The sequence below is a fragment of the Acinetobacter sp. WCHAc060025 genome (assembly GCF_004209355.1).
In the GTDB taxonomy this organism is placed as follows: domain Bacteria; phylum Pseudomonadota; class Gammaproteobacteria; order Pseudomonadales; family Moraxellaceae; genus Acinetobacter; species Acinetobacter wuhouensis.
In genome coordinates this window covers 303,312-315,359 of record NZ_SGSX01000001.1, presented here as the reverse complement: position 1 = coordinate 315,359, position 12,048 = coordinate 303,312, and the positions used below count along the sequence as shown (strand labels likewise).

The following is a 12,048-nucleotide window of genomic DNA, read 5'->3' as shown; positions in this document are numbered from 1 at the left end:
ATACTTTATAAATCAGGGTTGCCATGCTGAAACAGATATTCGCATTCGCTTTAGGGTTAACGTTGAGCGTACATGTGTTTGCACTCAAAACTAAAATTGTGACTTTTGAACAATTTTTAAAACTAGATCAAGAACATGCTGCACAAATGGAATTTACTGATGTTTCTCCAAGTACGCAGGCATGGACGGCAATTTATGTGGTCGGGAAGCAGACGATTCCAAATCGTACAGCACAGATGAATTTGGTGATCTTACCAGAGGGCTTGATCAATAAAGCCAACCCAACTGAAAAAATAAATCAAACGATTTTGGTTGCGGATGATTTGCCATTACGCAAAAAGTTTTCACTGAAAGAGTTTGATGATATTGCTGATGAAATCGAAGAGCAGACAGGTACAGAAATTGAAGATCCGTTTGTAAAAGATGCAGATGTCATCCGTACTTATGCACAAGTTATGGACTGGGCTCCTGAGTATGGTGTAGAAAATTTTAAACTAAGTGTCGCTGTTCCTGAACAACAAGGCTTTGAGCCACTCGCGATCTATATGATTGTGGGAGAGGGTGATAAGCCGAAACAAGTCATGGATTTGATGCTACAAAATAACAATATGAGTGCTGAGGAAAGACAGCAACAGTTCCGCAATGCATCTAAAAGTCCAGATTCGATGATGGCAAAAATGGAAGCTAGATTTTTAATTTTTTTGTAATTGCTGCTGTAATGATTTTCGTTCTTTGGGGGAAATTTCGCCGTGATTAGTATGGATTGAGTGTAAAGAGAAGACTGACGATTCGACATTTTTAAAACAGTCAAATACTTAAAAATAGGGATTTTGAATTTTGTATAAATCGAAGAGAGTAGGGGGGAATTTGGTAGCTATAAATTTCTCCATTTATCTTAAAAATCTGATTGTTAGACAAGTAGCATACGCAAATTTGGATACTTAATATATAATATTTGTGACTTAAGTCGCACTTATGGTGGGTTGAAATGAATATGCAGAAAGTGATTGCAATAATTTGTTTTATATTTTCTGGCAATGTTTTTGCAGAGAATGCTTCGCCTGTCCTTTTTGAGCAAGTCTTAAATGTGAAACCAAATCAGTTTTATGAAGTCAATTTGGAGAATGTACACGCGAGTGATCAGATCTGGACAGCAGTTTATTTGATTGGACGTCAAAATTACCCAGGATTAACTTCTAAAGTTGACTTTATTATTGATAATCAAGGTTTATTGGATAAATCCAATGCCAGTGAACATTCGATCCATCAACAGTTGATTGCTGAAAATTTGAAGCAAACTTCACAATATTCTTTTCATCAATTCAAAAAATTAACTTCGATTATTGATGAAATGTCAGTGATGTTAATCGAAGATCCTGTACTAGAAAAAACAGATACAGTTCGTATTTATAGCCAAGTAAATGATTGGATTCCTGAATATAATAGTTATGAGCCAACCAAGGTTCAGTTCAAGATTGAAAATCCAGTCGATTTTGATATTGTTGCGGCGTATGTCTTAGTGGGTAAAGGTGCTAAACCTACTCAGCTCAGTGAATTAAATTTCAAAAATGTAGCCTCATCCTATACAACTTCATCAGAGAACTCTGCAACTGCTACAGGGGAAGCGGTAAAAGCGCCAATGGCAGTGCCTTTGACGTCTGAATCTGAACGTTCAGCATATCACTTGAGTAGAATAGAAGTTAAATTGGTTATTTTTGTTTTGGGCGCTGTTGTGATGGGAATTTTTGCTTTCATCAATCGTCGTAAATTCAAACGTGCTTATTAAGCAAAATATAGCAACTTATCATTCAAACTTTTTAGCTTTTATACCTTAAATTCACTACACTCAGCCCATTGGTTTTATTGCTGAGTAAGTATAAATGCTGTCTTTGTTTTTGAAATGTGTCATCGGCGCAGCAGTGGTTTTGTTGATTTCGATTCTTTCTAAAAGTAAGGCATTTTATATTGCGGGTTTAGTTCCGCTTTTCCCCACTTTTGCATTGATTGCCCATGTGATTGTGTCGCAAGAGAAGGGTGGAGACGCATTAAAGCAAACAGCATTGTTTGGCTTATGGTCACTGATTCCCTATTTTATTTATTTACTTGTGGTCTATTTACTCGCAACAAAATTGTCGATGTGGTCTTGTCTTGGTGTTGCAACATTATGTTGGATCGTGGCTGCGGCAGGTTTGATTTATGGTTGGCAGATATTTCACAATTAATGGTCAATATTGCAATGAGCAATTTCTAAATATTCTAAAAATACAGATATAGAAAATAATGAAATGAAAGAACTGTTAATTGATATGTTGCCACTACTGATGCTGTTGTGCTTTTTAAGCGCGATGATCATTTTTTGTTTTGTGGATTATCATCTGTATAAATATTTGCGTGAGAAAAACGTAGTTTTAGGATATTGGGACTACATGGGATACGTATGGGGACAACAAGGTCAAAAAAAATATAAAATTATTTGGGATAAGGCGGTTAATTATCATCTACATTTGCGCAAAGCCAAAGTATTTATTTTGCTGTATTGGGGGCTGATGAGTGCAGTAATGTTATTGTTGTTTTTAACGCTGTGGATGAGCAGGTAAAAGATGGGCTTTCACCTGCTATTTTGAATATTTATACAATAAAATGTTTCGGTGCTTCTAAGTTTTTAATCGCATTATAAATTTGATTGGCATTGTTACAAACAATCAATTTTGCGCGATGCTGAGGCGGTAAAAAACCCTCTTCCACTGCATGATCGAGTTGTGCAATTAAGTGATCATAGAAACCATTTACATTGTAAAGCATCATCGGTTTTTGGTGCTGATTCAGTTGTCCCCATGTCGCGATTTCTAAGATTTCCTCAAAAGTTCCAAATCCACCAGGTAAGGCGACAAATGCACTGGCACGCTCTGCCATCATGGCTTTGCGCTCATGCATACTTTGTACAATGTGTAGTTCAGTCAATTGTTTATGTGCGATTTCATAGTCCAGCATAAATTCTGGAATTACCCCGACCACTTCACCGCCGTGTTCCGTCACTGTGTCAGCAACTTGACCCATTAAGCCAATGCTTGCACCACCATAGACGATGCCAAAACCATGTTCTGCGATACCTTTCGCCAAATCTATTGCTGTGTCTTTATAAATCGGTTTATTGCCAAAGCGGGAGCCACAATATAGTGCGATGAGGCATTGCGTTGCTTTACGAGAGGGGTGATCTAATTCAAGCATTTCATTTTTCATTACAGGGAGTACGCTATTCATCATTTATTTTTTCACCTTAACTTATCATGTTCTTATATGTTTCTACTACTCTAAGTCAAAAATATGACAAAAACATGTTGAATCGTGATTGATTTGGCAATGATATGTATCACGATGAATCTATTGCTATTTCATATAAAGTTCATATAAAACATGATAAATGAGATGAAATTTTTAGCAAAATTACCTATACTTGAAGCTTGTTTCTCAATAAATGAATCATCATGGGTAGTGGTTGTCGTCGCTCCGAAAATGCACAATCTTTAGACAAAAAAATATTTCAAAATAAACTAAAGTTATCTAATCAAATTCGAAATTTACAGTTCACATATGCTGAAACTCGCAATTGCACATCTTCAATGGAGCAAGATCAATGATTCTTGAATGGATGTCTGATCCTTCTGCATGGGTCGGTCTTGCGACACTGGTTGTACTGGAAATTGTTTTAGGTATAGATAACCTTGTTTTTATTGCAATTCTTGCAGAAAAACTTCCACCTGAACAACGTGATAAAGCACGTATCATTGGGCTATTACTCGCCTTATGTATGCGGATGGTGTTACTTGCCTCAATTGCGTGGGTGATCACGCTTACCGCACCCTTGTTCCATATTATGGATCATCCATTTTCAGGGCGAGATCTGATCCTGCTGTTTGGTGGTGTATTCCTATTGTTTAAAGGGACAATGGAATTGCACGAACGCCTTGAAGGTGCGCAAGCCGTCAAAGAAGAAAACCCTGTCCATGCTGCGTTTTGGATGGTGATCGTCCAAATTGTAGTCTTAGATGCCGTATTCTCTTTGGATAGTGTGATCACTGCTGTGGGAATGGTGAAACACCTTTCAGTGATGATGATTGCGGTTGTGATTGCCGTCGGGATCATGCTGTGGGCATCCAAAGCCTTGATGGATTTTGTTAATAAGCATCCGACTGTGGTGATTCTGTGTCTTGGTTTCTTGATGATGATCGGTTTCTCGCTCATCGTGGAAGGTTTTGGTTATCACATTCCAAAAGGCTATTTATATGCAGCAATTGGTTTCTCGGTTCTGATCGAGTTTATGAACCAAACCATGCGTAAGAACCAAGAAAAAATGGTGACTACTACAGACTTACGTTTTCGTACTGCCTCGGCTGTTTTGAAAATGCTCGGTGGTAAATCTGCTGACAATCAAAATGGTAAAGTGGATGATGTGATCGCAACGCAAGCGCTTGCAGATGAAATGTTTGACGATGAAAATGGTGCATATCACAGTGTCATGGTACAAGGTGTTCTTGGTTTATCTGAACGCCCTGTAAAATCTGTGATGACCCCACGCCCTGAATTGGAATGGCTAGACTTAGATGAAGATGAAGCAACCATTAAAGAAAATTTAATGGAGATGTCACATTCACGTTTAATTCTGGCGCGTGGTGAATTGGACAATATTGAAGGGATTGTTTTAACTCATAAAGTGTTGAATGATTATATTGAAACGGGTGTTTTAGATTTTAAAAAGCATTTACGTGAGCCAGTGATCGTCCATGAAAATGCACAGGTGTTGATGGTGATGGAACAGCTGCGCCAAGCACCGTTGCAAATGGCAATTGTCCTGAATGAATATGGTTCGATTGAAGGGATTGCAACACCGATTGATGTGCTTGAAGCGATTGCAGGGGAGTTCCCTGATGAAGATGAACTCGAAGCTGCTGCGGAAAGTCTGGAGGATGGTTCGTTGATGCTTGAAGGCTCAACGGATATTCGTCATGTTTCATTGCTTTTAGGGCGTGATTTAGTCAATGATTCTGAAGAGTATTCAACACTTTCAGGTTATTTGTTATTCCATTTAGGTCGCTTACCTGAAAATGGCTCTAAACTTCAAGCAGATGGTTATGAGTTTGAAGTGGTGACGATGGATGGTCATAAGATTGAGAAGGTGCATATCAAGGCATTGGAACAGTCGGAAGATGATGATTAAACTGCATTAGAAATAGTAAAAAAGCTGGTCGAAAGACTGGCTTTTTTTGTTTATAAGATTCTCACGCTATTGAAATAATTTGACTAATAAATTGTACTTCGCATAAGGTGTATGAAGTTAATTTTAGATAAATTTTAAAGAACAAAAACTATGTGTGAATGTCATTCTGTAGGTAGTTTTTTTGTATGTCCTAATAGCTTTTTGGATATTTTTAGTCAAAACTATGATGTGAAAAATAGCTTTCCTAATTACATACTTGAAAGTATTCCTTGTGAGAAAGCACAACCAGAATTTGATTATGGTGAGTTTTATTATGCCTGTGTAGAATGTCAGCAACCTTGGTATTTTGAATGTTATCCAGACACACCAACTAACCCTATTTTTGGAATAAAACTTATAGATATAAAGCAAACACTAAGCCAAAATCAAATAAACAGCATTAAGCAATTCTTAGTGGTTTTAGCTCATGAAGGATTTTCAGAGAATAAGTGTATTCATAAAGGGTGTATGGATTACTCACTTAAAGGAATCAAGGTGTGTCTTAATCATTTTGGATATAAATTTTGTGCTCATTAATACAATAATCTAAAATAATGGGCTTATGTGAAATAAAACACAAAATTAAATTAATCGATTTTCAGAGCCTCTATTATTTTCTACATCAATAATATTTGTATTGAAAATAAGATTATTTTTAATCAATCAATTGCATAGTTAATGGTCACAACAACACGCGCGATTTTATTAATAGTCGCTTTGTCATAAGCACCACCATAGTCACTGTCATCATCAGAACCACTTTCAGGCAAGATATAGAAAGCGCCTTGACTTGCTGAGCGCATTGTACCGACTTTTACACCACCAACTTTGGCAAATTCATTGGCACGGCTATGCGCATTTTGAGTTGCATTGGCGATCAATGACATTTTAATTTCCTCTAAATTAGAGACCAAATATTCAGGTTTTTGTTCAATCGAAAGACCTTTTTCATCGAGTAAATAAGCATTTTTTGCTGCTTTTTCAATTTTTTGAATATCACGACTACTGATTACAATAGATTGCATCGCGATATAACCACGAAACTCACGCCGAGTCTTACCTTCCTCATCTTGTACTTCTTCATAATAGGCTTGAGAGCTTTTATTACCTTGTTGTAAATCAGTGGTTTTAAAACCTTGCTCCACAAAAAAAGCCTGTAGTGTTTTAAGATTTTGATCAAGCAATTGATAAGCTTCAGGAATACTATTTGAAGCCGTAGGTGTTTGAACGTTAATTTCCCAACGTGCAGAATCCGCTTTGATTGGTTTTTCGGAAAGACCTTTTACACTGATCGAGTTCTGTGAACGATTGGATTGTTTCAGCGCATAACCTATGACGGTAGCAGAGATCACAAAGCCTAGACTGAGAATGAATGCAAATACCCATAAGCTTGTAGATGTAATGGTTTTATTTTCCATTTTTGATATTTCTAAAATTATTATTGATTCAAGTTATATTGAGAATTTCAAAGTGTGTCAATGTACATTTACTGATCTATTTATATTGATGCACAACGATTTGTAAGAACGGGTCATAAAAATGTTAAAACAAATAAGAAGTAAAAAAATTTACTTAGCTATATTGCTTTTGATCGGGGTGGTTGTTCTAACAGCAACGTTGTTTCATCCTATCGAACAAAATGATGTAGATGTTGAATTTCAATTTATGGATGAAGCATTTAATGAAAAGGAGCTTCAAGTATTGATAAGCCCGTATAGAAAAAATATATGTGGTTATGAAGACGCTGAGAATTTTGATGAAATACATCAGTTTATTGTGCTGTTTAATGATGGAAAAATGCAAGATTATCAAGGTAAAGGGATCAGTAAAGCGCATGATTATTTTATCTATGCCAAATATAAGAATTAGTACGCTAGAATCAAATATCAAAATACGATGCGCTTAGGGCAAAATAAAACTAGAGTAAAATTAATTTTTGATCAAAATTCTATGAATGGCAAAGTTTTTAGCGATAAATCGACAGTGAGTAAAAACCACTATGATTTACCATTCTTAAATTATCTCGATCAACTATGAATGATGGTTTTTGTTAAACTACATTCAAATTTATTTGAGTAATTTCATGTCTAATCTCGCTTGCCCATGTGGTTCTGAACTTTATAGCGAATGTTGCCAAGCTCTACATTTAGGTCAGAAAAAGGCTGAAACAGCAGCACAATTGATGCGTTCACGTTATAGTGCATTTGCTAAACAAGAGATTGATTATATTGTCAAAACGACTGCGCTTGGGCAGCAACAAGCTTTGGATGTCAAAGCCATTGCAGATTGGAGTAAAGCCAATCAATGGTTAAAGCTTGAAGTCGTACAAGCCCAAGAAAAACTCGATAAAAACCATGCCCAAGTTGAATTTAAAGCACATTATTCAGCCTTGGATGGAGCAGATCAATCTCTACAAATTCACCATGAAGTTTCGCATTTTGTAAAATTTGAAAATACGTGGTATTTCCTAGATCCAACCACAGATCAGCAGATCACGATGAAACAACCGTGTATTTGTGGTTCAGCTAAAAAATTTAAGCAATGTTGTGCACAATATTTGTAACTTTTCATGCAATTTGACTTAGAATACGCGCATCGATAACCCTCAGCGGAAGAAGGGCAATGTTGTTATTAGTCATCTATATTATTGCAATTACGGCTGAAGCCATGACAGGAGCTTTGTCAGCGGGTCGGCGTAGTATGGACTGGTTTGGCGTAGTTTTGATTGCCTGTGTGACAGCACTTGGCGGTGGCTCAGTGCGGGATGTATTGCTTGGGCATTATCCACTGACTTGGGTCAAGCATCCTGAATATTTGGTACTCACCTGTGCGGCTGCATTTGTCACTATCCTAATTGCTAAATGGATGAAGCATTTACACTCTATCTTCTTGTTGCTTGATGCTTTGGGTTTGATTGGATTTACCATCATTGGTTGTCAGATCGCATTAGATATGGGACATGGCTTTGTTGTTTCAGCGGTTGCAGGTGTATTGACAGGGGTTTCAGGCGGTATTCTGCGTGATATTCTGTGTAATGATGTGCCTTTGGTGTTCCGCCGTGAACTATATGCCTCAATTTCATTTGTTGCGGTGATCTTCTATTGGTTCTGTATGGATGTCGGATTGTCTTTAGAAGTGACAGTGATTTCGACTTTGGTTTTTGGTTTTTCACTGCGCTGTATTGCGATTTATTTTGGTTTGGAAATGCCGAAATTTATCTATAAAGATGATGATGAACAATCTGCATCGTCCAAAGATGAATCTTGATTTAGCCGAATAAAAAGTTTAGCTTTTAAATGATAGATATCGGGTTCTGATTTAGATCAAAGTCAGAACCTTTATAATAATGAATACAATTATAAATCCTGTTGTGAAGGCAGCATCTCCCTTTCACCTGATACAGCATATTCATAGAGCACGATTATGGATTTAGTTTCACGCGTACAACGCCTACCGATTGGAAAATTTCACTATACCTTGCTATGGGTAATCGGACTCGGTTGGATGTTCGATGCCATGGATACAGGACTCATTTCCTTTATCCTGACCAAAATGGCAGAAGAATGGCAAATGACGCCCTCAGAAAAAGGCTGGGTAGTATCTATAGGCTTTGTTGGTATGGCAATCGGGGCGGTGTTCTCAGGTGGCTTGGCAGATCGTATTGGTCGTCGAACCGTCTTTGCGATTACTTTAGTCACTTATAGTATTGCGACGGCTCTATGTGCCTTTGCTCCAAACTTAACATGGTTGCTGGTATTTCGTTTTATTGTCGGTTTAGGGCTTGGTGGTCAGTTGCCTGTCGCTGTGACTTTGGTGAGTGAATATATCCCTGCACAAGTACGTGGGCGTTTTATTGTCCTCTTGGAAAGTTTTTGGGGCTTAGGTTGGCTCGTTGCTGCATTAATTTCCTATTTTGTAATTCCTGATTATGGTTGGCATATTGCCTTTTTGATCGGGGGCTTACCTGCGATTTATGTATTCATGATTTTGAAAAAAGTGCCTGAATCTGTACCGTATTTGATTAATCGCGGACGTATTGAAGAAGCACATGCTTTGGTGCAAAAGCTTGAACGTCAATGTGGTGTGGAAGTGATAGAAACCATTGAAGTCAAACCTGTGGCGGAAAAGCAGAGCATTTCATTTTCACAGCTTTGGTCAAGTCCTTTTGCCAAACGTACTTTGATGCTGTGGTTGATTTGGTTTGGAATCGTATTTTCTTATTATGGTATTTTCACATGGTTACCAAGTTTATTGGTCAAACAAGGCTATAGCATTGTTCAGTCATTTGAATATGTTTTAGGAATGATTTTGGCACAACTTCCGGGCTATGTTGCTGCCGCATGGTTGGTAGAAAAATTAGGACGTAAAGCGACATTGGCAGGCTTTATCGGCATGTGTGCAGTGTCTGCTTATTTCTTCGGGCAAGCCACTTCAGTCAGTATGATTATGTTGTGGGGCTGTTTGATGTCGTTCTTTAATTTGGGTGCTTGGGGTGTGTTATATACTTACACACCTGAACAATATCCAACCAATATTCGTGCTTTTGGTTCGGGTTGGGCATCGGCGATTGGGCGTATGGGCGGGATTGTTGCACCATTGGTTGTGACCCATATGATGGTGGCAAATAATGGTTTTAGTGCAGTCTTTATGATGTTTACTGCAGTGCTTGTTGGTGTTGCTTTAGTCATTCTAATTCTAGGTGAAGAGACGAAAGGGAAGACCTTGGAAGAGATGGGGTTGTAATTCAAAGTAAGGAAATTGTTATTTAGAATTTCCTTACTTTTACAGGTTCTCGTCAACGACTTTATGGCAGATAGTTACAAATTAGAAATGTTCTATTTGCTCACTTGTTGTTAGGTTAATAGATTAATTCGTAATTATGAGTTTTATCTAGATTAGAATAAGTTGAAGGGTGGAAAGTAAAAACATTATACAATGCTAAAATAATTAGTTAGTAGAATCAAAACTCTTTAATCTATCTATAGAAGAAAAATTATTGCATCTATTTTGATATTTTATAACAAAATATAATGAAAGGAAAAAGCTATGGCAACTCCTTATATTACTTTAGGTTCACCTACAACAGGTGGGGGAAAAGTTATTTCTGGTCAATCATCTTTTTTGATTGAGGGTAAACCCATTGCTTGTGTTGGAGACAAAGCAACTTGTCCAAAACATAAGTGTGTCTCTACGATTGTTTCTGGTGATAATCATATGATTGTGATGGGTAAGCCAGCGGCACAGCATAATTCTCCTTTGTCTTGTGGTTGTAAATGTATTGGCGATCAATATTTAACTGTGGGCGATAATGGTGGTGGATTGGGGAAAAGTTTGCTCCAGTCCAATGAGATACAACAAATGAGTAACTTTGCTTCTATTTCCAACAATAATTCTCAAAATGAACATGGATTAAAATTTCAACTCGTAGATAAAGATAGTCAATTACCAATTCCAGAAGCTTTCTATCTACTTATTACAAAAGAAGGGAAAGAAATTTCAGGCTTTACTGATGATAGTGGGTATACAGATACTGTAAATACAGGCGATAGTCCAGAAGATGTGGATTTACATGTATTTGATTTTTCAAAACCTATGGATAAATGGGAATAATAATTATGAGTGAAAGTCAGTTATATTCGGCTTATAGAAGATCAATTGCTCCTGATGCAGATGCTTTTGGTAATTTTCCAAAAGAAACCAAAGTATGTGAAATTACAGAGCCGATGTGTAATGATTATATAAAAATACGTAACTATTATATGGCATTACCCTATAATTTTATGATGAGCGATAGTGATTGGATTTCAGTAAGGAATACTGTTGAATTAGCTACTGCCATTCGTTTTGGAATGGAATGGGATATGAATAAACAAGCAGATGTAGCTTTAACGGACCCTGCTTTTCATACTCAAATGTATATTAGATTTCATAAATATTTAATGCAAAAAGTGATGTATGATGCAACGCAACTTGTTGCAGAGTTTCATAGTGCAGCATTTACAGCTCGATTTCTGAGTACATATGCTTTTGATGATTTAAAAGAACTCAGAAATGTTGAAACTAAACGAGAATTCATAAAAAAATCTTATGAACAAGCAAAAAAACTAAAAGAGCAGATTGATAAATTAAATCCAACTAGGGCATCTATAGATATGGCATTAATCAATGAAAATACTGGTCCATTACATATTAATAGAGAAATGTTTATTAAGCTGTTTAAGCAAGATTACAATCCTAAAATGGTACAAATTTTAAAGAATGAGGGCGTGTATCTTGGAGACTCAAAAAATGTTCAATTTAATCAAGTTAATAAAAATAGTAGGTAGTTTCTGTTTAATGCTACCTATTCTCAGTTGTGCAACAACTAAAAAAGACGATGTTACTAAATTAAAAGATTTTAATTATGGACTTATGACAAGTATTGATCTCGATCGAACAGTTTATAGTAAAGCCGTAGCATCTGAGTTGACACCAATTACCCAAGAGCTATACAAATCAACTTTACTTAAAATCTCACTTATTAGGCAATTTGAAAAGCAGTTCGGTGTGAGTTATAAAATAGAAGATGAGTTAAACATTCATGAAATAAACAGCTTATGTTTGGCGGGTAATTTTTTAAAATCTTATGAAAAATATAAACCAAAACAGATAGATGAATCTGAAAATTATAACTGGATTGATAAAAAGCAACAGATATGGAAAGTTCAGCTAAATGAACATTTTGGTGAAAAAATGCAAGAAAATGACTGTAGGCAACAATATTAAAAGAATAGGTATTTACACATATTACAAAA

The 12,048-nt window shown here is 36.5% G+C and carries 15 protein-coding genes; 13 read left to right on the top strand and 2 right to left on the bottom strand.

All coding sequences use genetic code 11. The features are described 5' to 3' along the window. Positions 1–23 precede the first annotated feature (23 nt). The 4 genes from EXE09_RS01510 to EXE09_RS01495 all read left to right on the top strand — a co-directional run bounded on the left by EXE09_RS01510 (position 24) and on the right by EXE09_RS01495 (position 2,597). Positions 24–707 carry a hypothetical protein gene (locus tag EXE09_RS01510; RefSeq protein ID WP_130116090.1) on the top strand — a complete coding sequence of 228 codons (684 nt, stop codon included), beginning with the start codon at positions 24–26 and terminating at the stop codon, positions 705–707. 281 nt (positions 708–988) lie between these two features. Next, a complete protein-coding gene (locus EXE09_RS01505) occupies positions 989–1,786 on the top strand; it encodes a hypothetical protein (protein WP_130116089.1) in 798 nt (265 codons plus the stop codon). 94 nt (positions 1,787–1,880) lie between these two features. After that, complete coding sequence (locus EXE09_RS01500) at positions 1,881–2,222, top strand: GlpM family protein (protein WP_130116088.1); 342 nt, start codon at positions 1,881–1,883, stop codon at positions 2,220–2,222. Positions 2,223–2,285: 63 nt separating this feature from the next. After that, the gene (locus tag EXE09_RS01495; RefSeq protein ID WP_130116087.1) at positions 2,286–2,597 is read left to right on the top strand and encodes a hypothetical protein; all 312 of its coding nucleotides are present in this window, start codon (positions 2,286–2,288) and stop codon (positions 2,595–2,597) included. 31 nt (positions 2,598–2,628) lie between these two features. Here the strand turns inward: EXE09_RS01495 and EXE09_RS01490 are convergent, their stop codons facing one another. Next, a complete protein-coding gene (locus tag EXE09_RS01490; RefSeq protein ID WP_130116111.1) occupies positions 2,629–3,261 on the bottom strand; it encodes a TIGR00730 family Rossman fold protein in 633 nt (210 codons plus the stop codon). Positions 3,262–3,634: 373 nt separating this feature from the next. Between EXE09_RS01490 and EXE09_RS01485 the strand changes: the two genes are divergently transcribed. Both EXE09_RS01485 and EXE09_RS01480 read left to right on the top strand, forming a co-directional pair. After that, on the top strand, positions 3,635–5,215 hold the full coding sequence (locus EXE09_RS01485; protein ID WP_087552830.1) for a TerC family protein: 1,581 nt from the start codon (positions 3,635–3,637) through the stop codon (positions 5,213–5,215). 150 nt (positions 5,216–5,365) lie between these two features. Then, positions 5,366–5,791, top strand: a complete 426-nt coding sequence (locus EXE09_RS01480) for a hypothetical protein (protein ID WP_068974983.1) — start codon at positions 5,366–5,368, stop codon at positions 5,789–5,791. A gap of 122 nt (positions 5,792–5,913) precedes the next feature. On the opposite strand, the gene EXE09_RS01475 is transcribed toward EXE09_RS01480, so the two are convergent. After that, complete coding sequence (locus EXE09_RS01475; RefSeq protein ID WP_130116086.1) at positions 5,914–6,672, bottom strand: SIMPL domain-containing protein; 759 nt, start codon at positions 6,670–6,672, stop codon at positions 5,914–5,916. Positions 6,673–6,793: 121 nt separating this feature from the next. Between EXE09_RS01475 and EXE09_RS01470 the strand changes: the two genes are divergently transcribed. The 7 genes from EXE09_RS01470 (at position 6,794) to EXE09_RS01440 (ending at position 12,019) form a co-directional block, all read left to right on the top strand. After that, positions 6,794–7,123, top strand: coding sequence for a hypothetical protein (locus EXE09_RS01470; protein ID WP_130116085.1), 330 nt, complete (start codon positions 6,794–6,796; stop codon positions 7,121–7,123). Between the two features lie 214 nt (positions 7,124–7,337). Next, complete coding sequence (locus EXE09_RS01465; protein ID WP_130116084.1) at positions 7,338–7,817, top strand: YchJ family protein; 480 nt, start codon at positions 7,338–7,340, stop codon at positions 7,815–7,817. 59 nt (positions 7,818–7,876) lie between these two features. Beyond that, positions 7,877–8,521: a trimeric intracellular cation channel family protein gene (locus EXE09_RS01460; RefSeq protein WP_068974986.1), complete on the top strand. Its 645-nt coding sequence runs from the start codon at positions 7,877–7,879 to the stop codon at positions 8,519–8,521. A 156-nt stretch (positions 8,522–8,677) separates the two neighbouring features. Next, positions 8,678–9,997 (top strand): MFS transporter, encoded by a 1,320-nt coding sequence (locus tag EXE09_RS01455; protein WP_130116083.1) that lies wholly within the window; start codon positions 8,678–8,680, stop codon positions 9,995–9,997. A 303-nt stretch (positions 9,998–10,300) separates the two neighbouring features. Next, positions 10,301–10,864: a PAAR domain-containing protein gene (locus EXE09_RS01450; protein ID WP_130116082.1), complete on the top strand. Its 564-nt coding sequence runs from the start codon at positions 10,301–10,303 to the stop codon at positions 10,862–10,864. Positions 10,865–10,869: 5 nt separating this feature from the next. Next, positions 10,870–11,580: a hypothetical protein gene (locus EXE09_RS01445; RefSeq protein WP_087552840.1), complete on the top strand. Its 711-nt coding sequence runs from the start codon at positions 10,870–10,872 to the stop codon at positions 11,578–11,580. After that, positions 11,543–12,019 (top strand): hypothetical protein, encoded by a 477-nt coding sequence (locus EXE09_RS01440; RefSeq protein ID WP_130116081.1) that lies wholly within the window; start codon positions 11,543–11,545, stop codon positions 12,017–12,019. The genes EXE09_RS01445 and EXE09_RS01440 overlap by 38 nt, the downstream gene beginning before the upstream one ends. Positions 12,020–12,048 lie beyond the last annotated feature (29 nt).